This is a genomic window from Rummeliibacillus sp. BSL5 (genome assembly GCF_052928305.1).
Genome location: NZ_JAVGCV010000001.1, coordinates 1,249,587 through 1,267,325 on the forward strand (window position 1 = coordinate 1,249,587; position 17,739 = coordinate 1,267,325).

Here is a 17,739-nt window from a genome sequence, read left to right on the forward strand (position 1 = left end):
CCTTAAGTCAAATATTTCATTATTGTTTTTGAAATATCGTGTAAATCTGCTACTTCATCTACCAAACCTGTCGCATAGGCAGCTTTCGGCATCCCATATACAACACTTGTATTAGCTGATTCGGCGATTGCTTTCACATTTCCGTTTCTTTTTAGAGCCTGCAAGCCCTTTGTCCCGTCAGACCCCATGCCTGTCATGATGACAGCTATTTTGTCGAGATCATTAAACTGGCTGACGCTATCGAACATAATATCGACAGAAGGACGATGACCTCCATTTGGTGGTTCTACATTGTCAAGTTCAATTGCATATGTTTTCGCGACTTTCCGAAGGCGAAGATGATAACCTCCAGGAGCTATATATGCCACACCGTTTTGCAAAATGTCTCCTTGCTCTGCTTCCTTCACTCGTATTTTGGACAATTGATCCAACCGGTTAGCCAATGATTTGGTGAAGCCCATCGGCATGTGCTGAACGATTATGACAGGTGCTTTCATATCTTGAGGCAAGTAGGGGATGACCTCTTGCAGTGCACGCGGTCCTCCTGTTGAAGTGCCAATCAATACGATTTTTTTAGCATTGGTATGCCAACTTTTTTGTGTTGATGATGTTATCGTTTGGGTTTTAACATTTGATTCATTTAAAGGCTTTACTGTTTTTTGATCTCCCAATAAATTTTTTGAAATGTTGATTTTTTCATCTATTGGTTCTCTTTTTTTCGTCAACTTAGACACATGGACAGTAGCTGCATTTTCTACAATACGGATAATGTCCGATTTAATATCCTTTAAGTCAAGTGAAATAGCGCCGCTTGGCTTTGGAATAAAATCTACTGCACCGGCATCCATCGCTTCAAACGTGCTTTTTGCCCCGCTTTGGGTAGCGCTAGACAACATAATCACAGGCAGTGGGTGGTCTTTCATAATAATTTTTAAAGCTTCAAGGCCATTCATTAATGGCATTTCAATATCCATTGTGACAATGTCAGGCTTCAGCATTTGAATTTTCTTTATTGCATCCATTCCGTTTCTCGCTGTGCCAACAACCCGAATATATGGATGATCTGCAAAAAAGTCAGACAACAACTTTCTCATAAATGCTGAATCATCGACAATCATTAATGATTTGGAATGAATAATAGACAACTAATCACGCCCTTTTAAAAAAATACTTCTTAATTTAGAAATAAACTTATTTGGCTGTTGCGTTATAAAACCGTCAAAAGCATGCCCTTCTATATATCGCTTCGTAATATCTTCCATTATTTTAGCAATCTTGCTATTGGGATATAAGATTGTAAAAAGCTCTTGTTGTTTTACAGCTTTCGGAACTATAGGATCTTCAGGCAAGGATCCTAATATTGTTACGTCTTTTGACAAAAAACGCGCCATTGTTTGTTTAAGTCTAATTAATGTATCGGTTCCTTCCTCATTTGTTATTACTCTATTACAAAGCAAATAGAAATTTTTTTCTCGATCTTTAAAATGAATATACTTCATCATAGAATATGCATCTGTTATGGATGTCGGCTCTGTGGTAGAAATGACAATAATGTCATCCACCGCATTTAGTAAATCTAAAGACCAGTTAGTGGCGCCAGCTCCCATATCAAATAAGATATAGTCATAGTCTTTCTGCAGTTTTGCAAAAGCAAGAAGCAGACGATCAACCATTTCATCTGTCCATTCTAAAATGCTTGCTAATCCCGTCCCTCCAGAGACATAATTCAAATTATTGGGTCCATCATATATCACTTCTTCAAGTGTCACTTCGCCTTGCAAGTAATCTTTTAAGCTATAGCGGGCACTTCTACCTAATAAAATATGGACATTTCCCATACCAATATCCATATCAATAATAATCACTTTTTTTTCATAGGACATTAGCATATTAGAAAAGTTAGTAGTAAAATTGCTCTTTCCTACCCCACCTTTTCCGCTCACAACGGCAATTGATTTTCCTAACCGGGCATTTTGCTGCATTTTCATTCTTAATGATTGAGCTTGATCTTTCATAACTAATCTCCTTGAATGAGCAATTCGACTATATTTTCAGCAGTAGCTTCCTCAATATCCTCTGGTACTTCCTGACCATTCGTATAGTAAGCAAGTCCCTTCTTATATTTAACCATTAAATTGATCATTGAGCCAATGGAAATTGTCTCATCCATCTTAGTAAATATGAACTTTTCAATAGGTATCTCTGAAAATTGATCTACAATCTCTGTCATATCCTGTTCTTTCGCTGTCAATGAGAGCACCAGATAATTTTCCATATTATCTTCTATATTTATTAGTTCACGTAAATCATTGATATATTTTGCCTCTCGATAATTTCTTCCCGCTGTGTCAATAAAAACAATATCCAATGAATCAAATTTGACTAGTGCTTGTTCATAATCTTCTTTGCTATAAACTATTTCTACTGGTGATTGAAGTAAGTTCGCATAGATTTTTAATTGTTCAATCGCTGCAATCCGATAAGTATCTGTTGTAATAAAACCAATTTTCTTCTTTTTCTGCAAAACAGCAAGTGCTGCCATTTTCGCAATGGTTGTCGTTTTGCCGACACCAGTCGGACCTAAAACATTGATATATTTTTTGTTATACGAGAGTCCTCCAAATGGGAGCCCTTGTAATAATTTAATAAGCTCTTCTTTAGCTAGCTCTTTATAGTCCTCTTTCGCTAATTTCTCGTTTCCATTTTTCTTCACTTGAAAGAGCTCATCACCTACTGCTGTGATGAGCTCAGGATTTAGCTCTTGCTGCTCTAGTCGTTGAATGATTTCCTCATATTCATCAGGATATTGGTAACTGACCGATTGTCTTTGTATCGTTTTAACTAAAGATTTTAAATCTGCCAGCTCTTTATTAATTTTCTCTGAGTGTTCATTAGGAAGTACTGCATCTTTCGGCGAATCGTCTATTTCAGGAATAGAAACGCTTGTAGTCTTTCTTACTGGTTCCTTACCCGCGATGACTTCTATACTCTTTTTTTTAAACATTCCTAAGAAGCCCTTTGAATAGACAACTTTCGAACTTACAATGATTGCATCATCGCCTAAGTCTTGTTCCACTTTTTTCATTGCAAGAACCATCGTTGCTGCTGTATATTTCTTCATTTTCATTCTACATTCACCACCCCAACGCTTTGAATCTCAATCGATGCTTCTAATTCGTTATATGATAGGATTGGAATTTGTGGAAAATATCTTTCTGTTAGCTGCCTTACATACATGCGTACAGCAGGCGAACAAAGGATAAGAGGTGATTGCTCAAACAAAGCAATACGTTCCACTTCTTTTGCAATGGACTCTAAAATAGCTTGAGAGTCATTCGGATCCATTGCCAAGTAATTTCCATGGTCTGTTTGTTGGATACTATCTGCAATCATTTTTTCTACTTTAGCTGAAACAGTCAACACTTTCAGCTCTTGCTCGCCATTTGAATACTGCGTCGTAATCTGTCGTGCTAATGACTGCCTTACATACTCTGTTAATACATCCACATCAGATGTTAACTTGGAGTAGTCAGCCAATGTTTCAAATATAATGGGCAAATTCCGTATAGATACATTTTCAGCCAAAAGCTTTGCTAAAACCTTTTGGATCTCACCTATAGACAGCGGAGTTGGCGTTGTTTCTTCAACCAAGATTGGTGCTGTCTCTTGTAAATGGTCTATCAATTGTTTAGTCTCTTGTCTGCCTAATAATTGAGCTGCATTTGCACGAATCACTTCCGTTAAATGCGTAGAGACAACGCTAGGCGGATCAACAACTGTATAACCAAGCATCTCAGCCTCTTCCTTCACTTGTTCTGTAATCCATTTAGCTGGTAACCCAAATGACGGTTCTACTGTATCAATTCCTTCAATCGAATCATCATCGCCTGGGCTCATTGCTAGATAATGGTCAAGAAGCAATTCTCCATGTGCCATCTCACTGCCTTTTATCTTAATTCGATATTCATTAGGCTGAAGCTGAATATTATCGCGAATTCGGACTACTGGAATGACAATCCCTAATTCAAGGGCCAATTGCCTTCGAATCATAACAACACGATCTAGTAAATCTCCACCTTGCGTTGCATCAACAAGAGGAATCAACCCATAACCAAACTCAAACTCAATTGGATCTACATTTAATAGATTAACAACATTTTCAGGGCTTTTTAAATTGTCTGTTGTTTCTACTTCTTCGATTTGTTCTAATTCTTCAATATCTTCTTTGTGTGCATTTTTCAGTCGATAGGCGATAAATGCAAGAATAGCAGCCACAGGAACGGTATAGATAAATTTTATCGGCGTTACTAGGCCTAAAGTAAAAATAGTACCAGCTGCTATATAAATCAATGTAGGATTTGTAAAGAGCTGTCCAGTAATATCTGTACTTAGATTACCCTCTGATGCTGCTCGAGTAACAACGATACCAGTCGCAGTTGAAATCAATAATGCTGGCACTTGCGAAACTAGTCCATCACCAACCGTTAAAGTCGTAAATAAATGGACTGCATCCGAAAATTCCATATCCATTTGTACAATACCGATTACTAATCCGATAATTAAATTGATCATTACTATGATAATTGCTGCAATGGCATCACCTTTTACAAATTTAGTGGCACCATCCATTGATCCATAGAAGTCAGCTTCATTACTCACTTTTTCACGGCGTTCTCTTGCATCCGTTTCAGAAATTAAACCTGCGTTCAAATCCGCATCAATGGCCATTTGTTTACCAGGCATTGCATCTAATGTAAAACGTGCTGCTACTTCTGATACACGTTCTGAACCTTTTGTAATAACGATAAACTGAATAATAACTAAAATAACAAAGACCACTAACCCTACCAAAACATTACCACGGACAACGAATGTTCCGAAAGTTTCTACTACGTTCCCTGCATCTCCACCAGTTAGAATTGCACGTGTAGTGGAGACGTTCAATCCTAATCGGAATAATGTTAACAATAATAAGAGCGAAGGAAAGATAGAAAATTCTAATGCTTCCTTCATGTTCATAGCTGTTAACAGAACAAGTAATGCAAGTGTTATATTCACAATGATTAAAAAACTTAATAACCATGGCGGCAAAGGGATGATGAGCATCGCTACAATCATAATAACCGCTGCTAATACCGCAATATCGCGAAATTTCATATTATCTCTCCCTCTGGCCCTTAAATTTTTTGCTTAATTCTATATACATACGCTAACACCTCAGCTACGGCCTTTAAAAACTCATCTGGAATATGCTTTCCGATTTCTACTTGATCGTACATTGCACGTGCGAGCGGGCGATTTTCTACCATCACAACATTATTTTCTTTCGCGATTAACTTAATTTTTTGGGCGATCAAATCTGTTCCTTTAGCAATGACTTGCGGTGCATCCATTGTTTGGTCATCATATTTTAATGCAATAGCATAATGTGTCGGGTTAGTAATCACCACATCGGCATGCGGTACTTCTTGCATCATCCGCCTCATAGCCATTTCGCGCTGTCTTTGCTTAATTTTGGACTTAATAAGCGGATCACCTTCTGAATTTTTATATTCATCCTTAATGTCCTGCTTAGACATTTTTAGGTTTTTTTCATAGTCAAATTTCTGATAAAGATAATCAAGTATAGCTATAATTAATAAAACGGTAGAAGCAGCAATCCCCATTAGTACAGTCAGTTTTGCTATTGTTCTTAAGGTTGCTCCTGCCGATTTAAAAGAAAGACTTAATACTTCATCAATATTCATCCAGAGAATGGCTGTTGTTACTGAACCAATCAAAGAAATTTTTAAAATAGATTTTAGTAATTCAATTATTGATCTCACGGAAATAATTCTTTTTAAACCTTTAATAGGATCTAACTTTGTTAAGTCAAATTTTAATGGCTCTGTCGTAAAGAGTAGGCCAAATTGCAAAAAGTTTCCTGCTACTCCTGCTACAACAGCAATGGCCATAATCGGCAATAAAACATATGCCATTTCGACAACTACATCTTTATAAATCTGTATGGCAACCTCTATTGATAAAGAATCCATAAGCATGTATTTAGAAAAGGTTTGTTTAAAAAAAGAAAGGATTCTATCGCGCATGGATCCAGCACCAATGAGTAGAAATAGAAAAACAGATAGCAGGACAATAGCACTGGTAACATCTTGGCTCTTTAGTACTTGTCCTTTCTTTCTGGCATCTTGTCTTTTTTTAGGTGTTGCTCTTTCCGTTTTTTCACCTGCAAAAAATTGCAAGTCTAATTGAAGCCATTCCATTCTATCCCCCACCTAATAATGCCATAAATTCTCGCATTGCAATAAGCATCATATTAAATAGCCTTTGCATAACCATAACCATTACGCTCATCGTGACAATTAATACAATAAAACTTACACCTATTTTAACTGGAAAACCAACCACAAATATATTTAATTGTGGAACAGTCCTCGCTGTTATACCTAATGCAATATCTACAAGGAATAGTGTAGCAACAATTGGAATGGACATTTGAAAAGCAATCCCAAATGCACTTGCGAATGTTTTCATAACAAACACCGGCGTATTATTTCCTCCGAAATCCGGCCACACATTGTCCATCGGTATATATTGATAACTATAATAAATTCCGTCTAATATTAAATGATGTCCATTTGTGCCGATAAGAACTAAGAGTGAAAGTGTATTAAAAAATTGTCCCATTAGTGGTGTTTGTGCACCTGTTTGAGGATCTATGACATTCGCGATTGCAAAACCCATTTGAAAATCGATAAAACCACCTGCAATTTGAATTGCCGTCATTATTATGTAAGCTATTAGTCCTATAGAAAGGCCGACAACAGCTTCTTTTAAGATCAGCAATACGTAGTCTCCATTGATCTCAAAAGGCTTAATGTCCATGGTGTAATACATCATCCATGAAAGTACTAATGCAATAGCAATTTTTACTTTCGCAGGAATTGTGCGGTAAGAATAAAAAGGCACAATCATAAAAAAAGAAGATATCCGAACAAGTATGAGCAATAATACGCTTATTTTAGGTAATAGTTCTTCCATCAAATCACCCTATAAAGCTGCCGAGATTTGCAATAATGTCTTTCGTAAAGGATGTCATTTTTGTAAGCATCCAAGGGCCAAAAAAAATAAGGGCCACTAACACAGCGACAATTTTCGGCACAAAAGCTAGCGTTTGTTCTTGTATTTGGGTTGTAGCTTGGAAAATACTAACCAAAAGCCCTGTGACAAGTGCTACAAGCAAAAGTGGTCCTGAGACGAGCAATATGATTTTAATTGATTCTTCTGCGACTTTAATTACCATTTCAGCTGACATATATACTCATCCCCTAAAAACTTTCTAAAAGCGATTTTACTACCAGGTACCAACCATCTACCAAAACGAATAACAATATCTTAAATGGCAATGAAATCATAACTGGCGGTAACATCATCATCCCCATGGACATTAATATACTTGCAACAATCATATCAATAACTAAAAACGGAATGAAGATCATAAAACCCATTTGAAAGGCTGTTTTTAATTCACTAATGGTGTAAGCAGGCACCATTGTTGTAAGTGGAATATCCTCAATCGTTTTTGGACGTTCCTTCGCACCAGAATACTTTAAGAATAGGTCTAAATCTTTCTGCCTCGTATGCTTGCTCATAAACTCTTTAAATGGTTTGCTAGCTTTTGAGTATGCTTCATCTAATGTTATCTTTTCATCAAATAATGGTTGCAATGCATGTTTATTAACATCCTGAAATGTAGGTGCCATAATGAAAAAAGTTAAAAATAGCGCTAAACCAACAATCACCTGATTTGGTGGCATTTGTTGTGTGGCTAGAGCTGTACGCACAAACGATAAAATAATGACGATTCTAGTAAAGCAGGTCATTAAAATTAAAATGCTTGGTGCTAAAGATAAAACTGTCAGCGTAAGCAATAGCTTTACAGAAGATGAAACATTGGAAGGATCACTATCAGAGAAATAATGGATAAAATCATTCATTTTTTCTACTCTCCTTTTGTTTCCATTCTTCTAGTTGTTGATTGCGATGCTCTTTCATTTCTTGCAACTGTTCTTCTAATTCTCCTTTGAAGTCCAGATTTGCAAGATCCTTTTGATGGTTATTTTTCCGACCCTTTTTTTTGTTTAAAAGTTCCAGTATATATGGCATTTGTGAGGAACGTTCCTGCCGTTCATTGTATAGTTCTAGCAGACGTTCTTTCTCATTTTGGTCCGTCACTTCTTTCAGCATATTAACATTTTCGCCAACGCCTACAATATAGAGCGCTTGTCCAACTTTTAAGAGCTGTACAGATTTTTGCTGCCCCAATGAAATGCCACCTAAATTTTGCATAAGTTGATTTTGTTGATATTTACTATTTCGACTGTTCACAAGCTTTAGCACCCCGTAAAGGAGGACTACTACAAAGCCGAGAGCTAGCATCATTTTAATATAATCCCATGCCGACAAACCGACAGCTGTCCCGGAATCATCATCCGAGACAGGCGCCAAAGTATCATTCTTACATGTATCCCGGTTTTTCAAACAATCATCAACTGAATCATGCGATGCTGCATGAACAATAGATACATGTGGCGTAGTAAGGTTTGTAATTAAAAATAATGCCGTCAAACATAACATTATTTTTAGAAGTAACTTAGAGCGCATTTACTTAACCTAACGCTTTTTGGATAGCTTCGATTACACGATCTGCTTGGAAAGGCTTAACGATAAAGTCTTTTGCACCCGCTTGAATTGCATCGATTACCATAGCTTGTTGTCCCATAGCTGAACACATGATAATAATAGCACTAGGATCTTTTTGTTTAATTTCTTTCAATGCAGCAATGCCGTCCATTTCAGGCATTGTAATATCCATTGTGACTAAATCGGGTTTTAACTCGGCATACTTTTCGACAGCTTGTGCTCCATCTCCAGCTTCTCCGACAACCTCAAATCCATTCTTCGTTAGGATATCCTTGATCATCATTCGCATAAATGCTGCGTCATCTACAATTAAAATACGTTTTGACATTCTTATTCCCCCGTTTACTTCTATTTCAGATTATTGAGCCGGTCTGCTTTGCTTAAGATATCTGTAATACGCACACCGAAATTCTCGTCAATTACAACTACTTCTCCTTTTGCAATTAGACGACTATTGACTAGGATATCAACTGGTTCACCAGCTAATTTATCCAGCTCTATAATGGAACCGCTAGCTAGTTCTAAAATTTCCTTTACAGAACGTTTCGTACGACCTAATTCAACAGTAACTTGCAATGGTATGTCAAGCAACATATCTAAATTTCTAGCTTCTGATTGTTTCAAATTCGTATTTTCAAAGCTAGCAAATTGTGCTTGCTGTACGTTTGCAGGTTGTCTCTGTTCTCGCGCTTGTATCATATACGGCTCTTCTTGTGTCTGCTGATGATTCATCGGCGGTTGTGTATTTTGTTGTACTGGTCGTTCTTCTTGCTGTGTATTAACTGGTGCAGCATGAATTTCCTCTTGCTGATGCTGCATCGTTGTTTCGGGAAGTTCTGTCGCCGTTACAGCCGATTCTTCCTGTTCAGGATTCATTAATTGATGGACAAGAGATTTACTAAACTCTAAAGGCAGTAACTGCATAATATTTGAATCTATTAAATTGCCAATCTTTAATCTAAATGAGACTTTTACGAGCAATTCATCTGTTGGAATATTTTCTGTCCCCTCATTGTTAGAGATATTCATGAGGTCAATCATCGGCGGTGAAATATCTACTTTTTTATTAAAGATAGTAGACATTGACGTAGCAGCAGAACCCATCATTTGGTTCATTGCTTCTTGCACTGCACTCAAATGAATCTCTCCTAGATCTTCGGCGGGTGCTTGCCCGTCCCCTCCTAACATCAAATCAGCAATAATTGCTGCATCTGATTGTTTAATGACTAATAAATTCATTCCTATTAAACCAGTAGTATATTCGACCTGAATAGCTACATACGGGTGAGGGAATTCCGCTTCAAGATTCGTGCGGTTAATCATCGTAATAGATGGTGTTGTAATTTCAACTTTCTGGCCCAATAATGATGAAAGGGCAGTAGCTGAGCTACCAAATGAAATGTTTCCAATTTCGCCAAGCGCATCTTGTGACATTGGATCTAAATAGTCTGTCACATTATACGTTTCGGTCGCTGAAGCATCATTATCGACGTTATCATCGTTATTATTAATTGACTCACCTCTCAGTAGGGCTTCAATTTCTTCTTGCGACAACATGTCATCACTCATCGTCGTCTCCTCCTTTCAAAGAATCAATAATTTGGACAGCCATTCTTTTCTTAATGGTACCAGGCTGTATTGTAAATTTAGGGATTCCTCCAACACTTAAAGTTAACGGATCGCTAATTTTTTGATCTAACTGCAACACATCACCATATTGAAGTGTGAGAAAATCTTCAATGCTAATATCAGTATCACCTAGCTGAGCTACCACTTCTAATTCAGATTGTTTCACCCTCTTTTCAATAATCGCGGTTTGTTCTGGTGAAACATCTGCTTTATTAGATTGCATCCAGTAGCGGACAGATAGGTTTGGAACAATGGGCTCCAAGACAACATGTGGTATACAAATATTAATCATGCCACTTGTTTCACCTATTATAGAGTTAAAAGAAATGACGACCACCGTTTCATTCGGTGATATCATTTGTAAAAATTGCGGATTAACTTCCAATTCATTTAATATGGGGTCAATGTCTGCTATATTGGCCCATGCTTCTCTTAAATTATCAAAAGAACGCTCAAAAAGGTTTGTCATAATTTTCGTTTCAATCTCAGTGAGGTTATCTACATTACTATGGCTTGAGCCGCTTCCTCCCATTAAACGATCCAACATAGAATATGCGATATTTGGATTGATCTCCATTAAGATATTACCGTCTAACGGAGGTACCTCAAATACATTAATCAACGTCATATTCGGAATGGATCTGATAAATTCTTCGAATGGGATTTGGTCTACGGATGCAACAGTAATTTGTACATATGTTCTAAGCTGAGCAGAAAAGAAAGTGGTAAGCAAACGTGCAAAATTTTCGTGTATACGTGTTAAACTGCGAATTTGATCTTTCGAAAAACGAAGTGCACGTTTAAAATCATATACTTTTACCTTTTTCGCTTCCTCTTCCTTCTTAATATCATCTGCTGACATCTCTCCTGTAGACAAAGCTGATAGCAGTGCATCAATTTCAGATTGCGATAACACATCTCCTGCCATTCGATCACCTCCAAACAAATTAAATAAAGCTTTTAATGTCTATTTCCGGCAAAGTAAATTAAAAAATTTTATTGAATAATATAAGAAGTTATATATACTTGCTGAACTTCTCCTTCTTGCATTAATTCATTAATTTTTGTTTTTAAAGTACTTTCCAATAATTCTTTGCCTTTCTTACCTTCCAAATCTTCTCTGGACATTTCAGAAAGCTCATCAATAAGGATGCTTTTCACTTGAAAATCACGTTTTGTTAATTCTGCTGCTGCATCTTTATTTGATGTTTGTATTTTTAAAGCAATTTTAACATAATTATCTTCTTTAATATTGGTAGTAATTTCTTCAATATCTACCGATGATGCTACGACATCATCAATACTTTCCACTTTAGGCTCTGCCCCTTTATTTAATTGTGTCACAACGACTACAGCGACAACACCTAACAATGTAATGGAAACAAGGATAATCAACATGATTGTTAGTAGTTTATTCTTCTTCATCTTTCTCACCTCTTAGATGCGGGTTTGATAAAAGTTGAACCGAGCGGTAAAACGCGATTATTTTGCGTTGTACTTCTTCTTTTGATTCTAATACCACATATTTTCGCCCAGTTGTTAACGTGATGGTTGTATCAGGAAACTCTTCGACCGATTCTATGTATAAAGCATTCAATGAAAATGCTTTTTTATTAAGCTTTGTTAAAGAAATCATAGGATATAAGGGCCGGGTGAATAGAGCCGGCCCAGCCCCCTCCTCATTTTAAAATTGTCTAACTATATTATCGTTTTAAATTCACTAGTTCTTGTAGGATTTCATCAGACGTAGTGATAATACGGGAATTTGCTTGGAAACCACGTTGAGCTACAATCATTTCCGTAAACTCTTCAGATAAATCTACATTGGACATTTCAAGGAAACTAGATTCAACAGTTCCTCTTCCTTCTTCGTTCGGATTACCGATTTGAGCTTCACCAGAGTTATTAGACGCTTGGAAGTAGTTACCGCCTACTTTTGTTAATCCAGCAGGGTTCGCAAATCGAGCAATCTGAATTTGACCAGCTTGTACCAGTGTATTATTTTCCATATAAGAGACCGTTCCATCTTTACCTATTGTTATCTGTGTTGCCGTTGTAGGTATTGATACTTCCCCTCCTACTTCCACTTTTTTCCCATCCCCTGTTACTAATGTTCCATTGCTATCTAAATAAAAGTTACCTGCTCTTGTATAATATTCATTTTCTCCATCTTTCACGACAAAGTAGCCATCGCCTGCAATCGCGACATCTAATGTCCGACCTGTTGTCTGCATAGAGCCTGCATCATGGATTGTATCGATGGTAGCGATTTGAGAGCCAAGTCCTACTTGTTTTGGATTCACACCACCTAAATTATCTCCAGGTGCTGTGGCTCCTTGAGTAGTTTGTGAGATTAAGTCTTTAAAAACAACTCGCCCTTTTTTAAAGCCGTACGTGTTTACATTAGCAATGTTATTGCCGATTACATCTAATTTAGTTTGAAAGTTTTTAAGACCGCTAATTCCTGAATACATAGATCGTAACATAATATGTTTTCTCCCTTCATAGTAAGCGTATTGCCTCTGTCATTCGGCAATACATAGGCATCCATTTCTGGTCCTGCCTAGCTTAGCACTATAGCTCCGTTAATATTAGTAAATAATTGATTTTCTGCTTCTTGTAAGTCCATGGCTGTAATGACGGTTGCATTTTTCGCGCTGACGATTAGTGCAGCGTTATTCAGTAAAACAAGTGATTCATTGACTCCCTTGGCTTTAGCTTCCTGTACTTTAGTTGAAATTTTGGCCCACTGCTTTTCATCAATATGAATATTGCGTTCATTGAGCCTATTCGATGCATGCTTACTAATTTTCAGCTGACCATTTGTCTGCTCTGCCAAAAGATCCCCAAAAGATTGGATTGATGTTTGCTTTGTTATTTGAACATTTCTCGGCGGCAAACCTTTTTGCAACGGATATGGTTGAGGGATAAAGTTGATTTTCGTCATATTTACTCCTCCCTAGGCAGAGATAGAGGTAAACTGATCTTCTTTTATCTCTTTTCCATCAGATAAAACAAACATGACAGCCCCATTAGTTGATTTCTTCACAGATTGTATTTGGCCAGTTTTATCTGTATCACCATTTTCATCTTTATAAGTTACATTTTTTCCTATTAGCATACTAGCTTCAACAAGGGAACTTGAGTAGTTTGGAACAGAACCCGTTGATGAATCACCTACTACTTCAGAAATATTAGCAGGAGTTAATTTTTTACCGTCTGCTAGAGTTAAGAACACAGAATCACCATCATAGGTTATTTTACTGACAACGCCCGTACCCGAATTGATGATAGGCTTGCCATCCTCATCCGTTTTTGACGTTATTTCATGCCAATTAACACTTTTGCCAATAAAACTGTTGTATTGCATAAGCTGCGATTGTTGAGCGATGGTTGACAAAGAATCAATCGATTTGGCGACATTTTGCATCTGTTCTAATGAAGAAAATTGAGCCATTTGCGAGATGAATTCTTTATCATCCATTGGACTTGTCGGGTCTTGATTTTGCAACTGTGTCACAAGAAGCTGCAAAAAAGCATCTTTGTCTAATGAACTATTACCCGTTTGCTTCGTTGAATTTTTTTTATTGGATAAATAGTAATTCGTGTTAACAGACTGATTATTCACCTTAGCATCTTCCAATAATTAAACCTCCATTTCCATTAAGAAATCCTCAAAGCTTGATCTCTCTTCTTTTTCTTCTGGTTGCTGCTGATCGTCATTTGTTTGCTGTTTAAAGGATTGTTGCTGGAATTGTTGTTGGCCCTTTTCATTTCTTGCTGGCTCACTCAAAGCTTGCGCCACATCAATTCGATCTAATTGGATATGCTGATTGACTAGCCCTTGCTTTAATTGCTGTATTTGGCTTTCAAGCATGTCCTTACCAATAGCAGTAGATGCTAGAAAACGAGCTGTCAGTAACCCATCTTTTTGAGAGAGTTCTACCCGAATGGATCCTAAGTTTTCGGGATATAGCTTAATTAACAGTTTAGTACCAGCCATATTTTTTGAAATTTGCATTCGTTCGATTATTGATTGGAATTCCTTCACAAATGTTTCAGCTTGCCCTGCTTTATTATCGGGTAAAGCTATTGAAATTGTATGGTTAGAAGTAATTTCTTTTGTTAACGGCTGAACAGTACTTGCTTGATTATTTGCTGCCGCTTCTAAGTTTGTTTTTATATTCATATCTTGCGTGTTTTGCAATTTAGGCAACGTAAGCTTCGAAGTTTTACTTTGTTCAGCTTGTTGGCCTGCTTTTTCAGCAATAACATTTAGTATTTCTTTTGCTTGATATGTTAAATATTCTTGCTTTACCGTCATATCTGTTTTCTGTGAAACCAATGCTACTACTTTCAAAACTTTGAGTAACTCTGATGTTTGCGCCTTTGGCAATTCAGGAGCCTTTCCTCCATTAATAGAAGAGACAATTTTTTGGATAAAAGAATAGGCATTCTGATCAAGTGAAGCTAGCAAGTCCCAAATGTCCTGTGCTTTTGCATCATCTTCTGTTAATTGTTTGATTGTCTTTTGGAACTCTTCTTTTTGAATTCCTAGTGAAGAAAGTATTTTATCTAACGTTAATGGTCCGTTTGTTAGTTCATCTTCATCTATCTTTACATTTAAGAGCTGACCAAGTTCTTCTAACGTGTTTGTTTGCAAAATTGGCATCAAATCATCTGGTTTTACTTCATTACTTTCAACTTGAGCCTGTGTATTTGAAAGCTTTAGGCTTGCGCCTAACAATCCTTCTAGTCCTTGTTGCAAATTTACACGAAAAGTATTTTTTTCTTCATCTTCTTTAGGTATCTCAACAACATTTGACTCAGTTTTACTTGCAGTCTTTTCTGTCGCTGTGGTCAGTTCATTTAAAAAGCCGGAATTCCTCTCCGATTGTTGTTGAGGTTTGGTTCCTTCATTTTCTACTTTCACTGGTTGAATTAAATCTAATCGGTCAATATTCAATGTGTTCACCTCCTCTCATCGAAAACATGCGGATCATGCTCGTGCTAATTTTTGGATAAAAGCGAAGTATAGTGAGCAGCATTATCAGCTGGCATTTTTTCTAAAATAGCTGCGAGTGTATCCGGCTTAAGATTGGTTAAGATTTTTAATGCATCTTTATCTTTCATGTTTGTTATAACAGGTGCAGCTGATTTTGGCGCCATTTTCTCGTATGTTGTAACAATATCGCCAAATTCCTTTGTTGTTTCACTTTTATTGTTTTCCGCCTTCTTTAATTGCACTTCTAGACGATGCTTTTCAATCGACATTTTAGAAGTTGTACTATTAGCATCTTCTATTTCACCTTGCATCTTCGCTATTTCAGCTTCTTTTTCTTGGAGCTGTGCTTTTAAATCGGCTATTTGCTTTTCATTTTGTGAATTTCTTTTCGTTAAATTCTCTTCATTGTCTTGCGAAGAAGAAATTGTCATATTTTTTGCTTTTTCAAACACATTAATTCCGCTAACTTCTGCCACAATCAGGAGCACAGCAGACACAAATAGCAGTGGAATAATGACCCAAAAAAATAACTTTTGGAAAAAACCAGGGTTTTTTTCTTCTATTGTTTGTTCATTGCTCTGTTGAGGTACATTTCTTTTTTTGGGCTTTTGCTTTGCCATATATTCACCTGATTTCTTTGTTGTAATAAGCTATAGAAGATAGCTCGTCCAACTGAATTAACTCTAGACGATCTTGTTCTTTCATATAACTGCGATAATCTTTTTCTTTCATTTTTTCATATTTTCGATATTCTAAAGAAGTTTCTAATAATTTATCTTTATGCCATTCCATTTTTGAACGGGCAAGTACAACTTTCTGTTGGGTCTCAGCAATAGAACGTTCGATACTTTCCAAAAACTTTGTATGATGGCGCATTTCATTAATACTTGCGCCACTTAAAAGTTTTTTTTCATGGTACTCTATTAAATCCTCTTTCTTCTTTAAAAGTGTATATAATTTTGTAGCTATATCTTCAAATGACTTCTGCGCATCTTTAAAGGCAATTTCTGTTTGGTTTTTTTCTTGCTGTTTTACTGTCATTACTTTATCAAAACGATATTGATAAGCTTGCATCTACCTTGCACCGCCATTCGATAGTTTCACTAATTCTTCTACACTGTCTTGCATGCTGATTTTATCCATAAACCCTTGTTTTAAGTAAGAGGTAATCAGAGGCTCATTGTAAATCGCTTCGTCGATTTCTCTAGAAGTACCTTTTTTATAAGCGCCAATATTGATTAAGTCTTCTGATTTATCATAAGTAAAATAAAGTTCTCTGATATGTTCTGCAGCTTTTACATGTTCTTTATCTGCAATATGATTCATTAAGCGACTCACACTTTTTAACACATTAATTGCTGGGTATTGCCCTTTATTTGCCAAAGCCCTGTCCAAAACAATGTGGCCGTCTAAAATCCCTCGCACCGTATCGGCAATTGGCTCATTCATATCATCACCATCAACTAGCACGGTGTAGAACGCTGTAATAGAGCCAAATTCATTAGTTCCTGTCCGTTCAAGCAATTTAGGTAAAATAGCAAAGACAGACGGCGTGTAACCTTTTTGTGCAGGTGGTTCACCCGTAGCTAGGCCTATTTCACGCTGTGCCATCGCCACTCGTGTAACAGAGTCCATCATGAGCATAACGCTCATCCCCTTATTACGGAAATATTCTGCAATAGCTGTTGCGGTAAATGCGCCTTTGATACGCATCAACGCTGGCTGATCTGATGTAGCGGCAATTACAATTGACCGCTTAAGTCCTTCTGGTCCTAAATCTCGCTCAATAAACTCTCTTACTTCACGACCTCGTTCTCCAATTAATGCAATAACGTTTAGATCCGCTTTTGTATTTCTTGCAATCATACCGAGCAATGTGGACTTACCTACACCAGAGCCAGCAAAAATGCCCACTCTCTGGCCTTTTCCAACTGTTAGCATCCCATCAATCGCTTTTACGCCTACTTCCAATGTTTCATTGATAGGTGGCCTAGTTAAAGGATTAGGGGGATCTTCTTCCGTTGGAACTGTCGATAGCCCCTTCGGCAATTTTGCTCCATCTATTGGACGACCCATGGAATCTAACACCTTGCCAATCAATTCTGGCCCTACTTTTATTTCAAGTGGTGCATTTGTTCCTTCAACTAAACAGCCTATCGAAATTTCACGAAGTGAGGTGTATGGCATTAATACCACAATTTCATCTTTAAACCCGACTACTTCAGCAAGAATTTCTTGATGTCCATGTTTCACAGTATTTACATGAATTTTACATACATCACCTATAGAGCTTTCAGGTCCTTGTGATTCAATCATTAAGCCAACAACACGTGTAACCCTTCCAAACTTTTTAAAGGTTTGGATTCCAGACATATGTTTCATTAAATCTGCTGCTTTCATGA

Annotated in this window: 21 protein-coding genes; all 21 read right to left on the bottom strand. The window is 37.0% G+C overall.

Annotated elements, in window-relative coordinates; all coding sequences use genetic code 11:
* Window positions 1-2 precede the first annotated feature (2 nt).
* Complete coding sequence (locus tag RCJ93_RS06395; protein ID WP_446738959.1) at window positions 3-1,118, bottom strand: protein-glutamate methylesterase/protein-glutamine glutaminase; 1,116 nt, start codon at window positions 1,116-1,118, stop codon at window positions 3-5.
* A 27-nt stretch (window positions 1,119-1,145) separates the two neighbouring features.
* Complete coding sequence (locus RCJ93_RS06400; RefSeq protein ID WP_446738639.1) at window positions 1,146-2,015, bottom strand: MinD/ParA family protein; 870 nt, start codon at window positions 2,013-2,015, stop codon at window positions 1,146-1,148.
* A 2-nt stretch (window positions 2,016-2,017) separates the two neighbouring features.
* The gene (flhF, locus tag RCJ93_RS06405; RefSeq protein ID WP_446738640.1) at window positions 2,018-3,127 is read right to left on the bottom strand and encodes a flagellar biosynthesis protein FlhF; all 1,110 of its coding nucleotides are present in this window, start codon (window positions 3,125-3,127) and stop codon (window positions 2,018-2,020) included.
* Window positions 3,124-5,157 (bottom strand): flagellar biosynthesis protein FlhA, encoded by a 2,034-nt coding sequence (gene flhA / locus RCJ93_RS06410; protein ID WP_446738641.1) that lies wholly within the window; start codon window positions 5,155-5,157, stop codon window positions 3,124-3,126. The genes flhF and flhA overlap by 4 nt, the downstream gene beginning before the upstream one ends.
* A gap of 20 nt (window positions 5,158-5,177) precedes the next feature.
* The gene (flhB, locus tag RCJ93_RS06415; protein ID WP_446738642.1) at window positions 5,178-6,263 is read right to left on the bottom strand and encodes a flagellar biosynthesis protein FlhB; all 1,086 of its coding nucleotides are present in this window, start codon (window positions 6,261-6,263) and stop codon (window positions 5,178-5,180) included.
* A 1-nt stretch (window position 6,264) separates the two neighbouring features.
* Window positions 6,265-7,041, bottom strand: a complete 777-nt coding sequence (fliR, locus tag RCJ93_RS06420; protein ID WP_446738643.1) for a flagellar biosynthetic protein FliR — start codon at window positions 7,039-7,041, stop codon at window positions 6,265-6,267.
* A 4-nt stretch (window positions 7,042-7,045) separates the two neighbouring features.
* The gene (gene fliQ, locus RCJ93_RS06425) at window positions 7,046-7,315 is read right to left on the bottom strand and encodes a flagellar biosynthesis protein FliQ (protein ID WP_446738644.1); all 270 of its coding nucleotides are present in this window, start codon (window positions 7,313-7,315) and stop codon (window positions 7,046-7,048) included.
* 13 nt (window positions 7,316-7,328) lie between these two features.
* Window positions 7,329-7,997 carry a flagellar type III secretion system pore protein FliP gene (fliP, locus tag RCJ93_RS06430; protein ID WP_147194135.1) on the bottom strand — a complete coding sequence of 223 codons (669 nt, stop codon included), beginning with the start codon at window positions 7,995-7,997 and terminating at the stop codon, window positions 7,329-7,331.
* Window positions 7,990-8,628 (bottom strand): flagellar biosynthetic protein FliO, encoded by a 639-nt coding sequence (locus RCJ93_RS06435; RefSeq protein ID WP_446738645.1) that lies wholly within the window; start codon window positions 8,626-8,628, stop codon window positions 7,990-7,992. Before RCJ93_RS06435 ends, fliP begins: the two co-directional genes overlap by 8 nt.
* A gap of 40 nt (window positions 8,629-8,668) precedes the next feature.
* Complete coding sequence (locus RCJ93_RS06440; RefSeq protein WP_066785630.1) at window positions 8,669-9,031, bottom strand: response regulator; 363 nt, start codon at window positions 9,029-9,031, stop codon at window positions 8,669-8,671.
* Between the two features lie 20 nt (window positions 9,032-9,051).
* Window positions 9,052-10,272 (bottom strand): flagellar motor switch phosphatase FliY, encoded by a 1,221-nt coding sequence (fliY, locus tag RCJ93_RS06445; RefSeq protein WP_150283905.1) that lies wholly within the window; start codon window positions 10,270-10,272, stop codon window positions 9,052-9,054.
* Entirely contained in the window at window positions 10,265-11,260 is a 996-nt protein-coding gene (fliM, locus tag RCJ93_RS06450; RefSeq protein ID WP_066785624.1) for a flagellar motor switch protein FliM, read from the bottom strand. The genes fliY and fliM overlap by 8 nt, the downstream gene beginning before the upstream one ends.
* A 68-nt stretch (window positions 11,261-11,328) precedes the next feature.
* Window positions 11,329-11,757, bottom strand: a complete 429-nt coding sequence (gene fliL, locus RCJ93_RS06455) for a flagellar basal body-associated protein FliL (protein ID WP_066785621.1) — start codon at window positions 11,755-11,757, stop codon at window positions 11,329-11,331.
* On the bottom strand, window positions 11,744-11,968 hold the full coding sequence (locus tag RCJ93_RS06460) for a flagellar FlbD family protein (RefSeq protein ID WP_066785618.1): 225 nt from the start codon (window positions 11,966-11,968) through the stop codon (window positions 11,744-11,746). The genes fliL and RCJ93_RS06460 overlap by 14 nt, the downstream gene beginning before the upstream one ends.
* Before the next feature lie 67 nt (window positions 11,969-12,035).
* The gene (gene flgG, locus RCJ93_RS06465; protein ID WP_066785615.1) at window positions 12,036-12,818 is read right to left on the bottom strand and encodes a flagellar basal body rod protein FlgG; all 783 of its coding nucleotides are present in this window, start codon (window positions 12,816-12,818) and stop codon (window positions 12,036-12,038) included.
* Window positions 12,819-12,895: 77 nt separating this feature from the next.
* On the bottom strand, window positions 12,896-13,279 hold the full coding sequence (locus tag RCJ93_RS06470; RefSeq protein WP_446738646.1) for a TIGR02530 family flagellar biosynthesis protein: 384 nt from the start codon (window positions 13,277-13,279) through the stop codon (window positions 12,896-12,898).
* 12 nt (window positions 13,280-13,291) lie between these two features.
* Window positions 13,292-13,975, bottom strand: a complete 684-nt coding sequence (flgD, locus tag RCJ93_RS06475) for a flagellar hook assembly protein FlgD (RefSeq protein WP_150283902.1) — start codon at window positions 13,973-13,975, stop codon at window positions 13,292-13,294.
* 3 nt (window positions 13,976-13,978) lie between these two features.
* Complete coding sequence (locus tag RCJ93_RS06480; protein WP_446738647.1) at window positions 13,979-15,298, bottom strand: flagellar hook-length control protein FliK; 1,320 nt, start codon at window positions 15,296-15,298, stop codon at window positions 13,979-13,981.
* A gap of 44 nt (window positions 15,299-15,342) precedes the next feature.
* Window positions 15,343-15,957, bottom strand: a complete 615-nt coding sequence (locus tag RCJ93_RS06485; protein WP_446738648.1) for a MotE family protein — start codon at window positions 15,955-15,957, stop codon at window positions 15,343-15,345.
* Window positions 15,958-15,961: 4 nt separating this feature from the next.
* On the bottom strand, window positions 15,962-16,411 hold the full coding sequence (gene fliJ / locus RCJ93_RS06490) for a flagellar export protein FliJ (protein ID WP_066785603.1): 450 nt from the start codon (window positions 16,409-16,411) through the stop codon (window positions 15,962-15,964).
* A complete protein-coding gene (gene fliI, locus RCJ93_RS06495) occupies window positions 16,412-17,737 on the bottom strand; it encodes a flagellar protein export ATPase FliI (RefSeq protein WP_446738649.1) in 1,326 nt (441 codons plus the stop codon).
* Window positions 17,738-17,739 lie beyond the last annotated feature (2 nt).

Bases quoted from the DNA above. Each gene is read 5' to 3' on its own strand.
- RCJ93_RS06395 (WP_446738959.1), bottom strand. From the start codon at position 1,118: ATGATTGTCGATGATTCAGCATTTATGAGAAAGTTGTTGTCTGACTTT.
- RCJ93_RS06400 (WP_446738639.1), bottom strand. From the start codon at position 2,015: ATGAAAGATCAAGCTCAATCATTAAGAATGAAAATGCAGCAAAATGCC.
- flhA (WP_446738641.1), bottom strand. From the start codon at position 5,157: ATGAAATTTCGCGATATTGCGGTATTAGCAGCGGTTATTATGATTGTA.
- RCJ93_RS06485 (WP_446738648.1), bottom strand. From the start codon at position 15,957: ATGGCAAAGCAAAAGCCCAAAAAAAGAAATGTACCTCAACAGAGCAAT.
- flhF (WP_446738640.1), bottom strand. From the start codon at position 3,127: ATGAAAATGAAGAAATATACAGCAGCAACGATGGTTCTTGCAATGAAA.
- fliM (WP_066785624.1), bottom strand. From the start codon at position 11,260: ATGGCAGGAGATGTGTTATCGCAATCTGAAATTGATGCACTGCTATCA.
- fliJ (WP_066785603.1), bottom strand. From the start codon at position 16,411: ATGCAAGCTTATCAATATCGTTTTGATAAAGTAATGACAGTAAAACAG.
- fliL (WP_066785621.1), bottom strand. From the start codon at position 11,757: ATGAAGAAGAATAAACTACTAACAATCATGTTGATTATCCTTGTTTCC.
- fliY (WP_150283905.1), bottom strand. From the start codon at position 10,272: ATGAGTGATGACATGTTGTCGCAAGAAGAAATTGAAGCCCTACTGAGA.
- flgG (WP_066785615.1), bottom strand. From the start codon at position 12,818: ATGTTACGATCTATGTATTCAGGAATTAGCGGTCTTAAAAACTTTCAA.
- flhB (WP_446738642.1), bottom strand. From the start codon at position 6,263: ATGGAATGGCTTCAATTAGACTTGCAATTTTTTGCAGGTGAAAAAACG.
- fliI (WP_446738649.1), bottom strand. From the start codon at position 17,737: ATGAAAGCAGCAGATTTAATGAAACATATGTCTGGAATCCAAACCTTT.
- RCJ93_RS06460 (WP_066785618.1), bottom strand. From the start codon at position 11,968: ATGATTTCTTTAACAAAGCTTAATAAAAAAGCATTTTCATTGAATGCT.
- RCJ93_RS06440 (WP_066785630.1), bottom strand. From the start codon at position 9,031: ATGTCAAAACGTATTTTAATTGTAGATGACGCAGCATTTATGCGAATG.
- fliR (WP_446738643.1), bottom strand. From the start codon at position 7,041: ATGGAAGAACTATTACCTAAAATAAGCGTATTATTGCTCATACTTGTT.
- fliP (WP_147194135.1), bottom strand. From the start codon at position 7,997: ATGAATGATTTTATCCATTATTTCTCTGATAGTGATCCTTCCAATGTT.
- RCJ93_RS06470 (WP_446738646.1), bottom strand. From the start codon at position 13,279: ATGACGAAAATCAACTTTATCCCTCAACCATATCCGTTGCAAAAAGGT.
- fliQ (WP_446738644.1), bottom strand. From the start codon at position 7,315: ATGTCAGCTGAAATGGTAATTAAAGTCGCAGAAGAATCAATTAAAATC.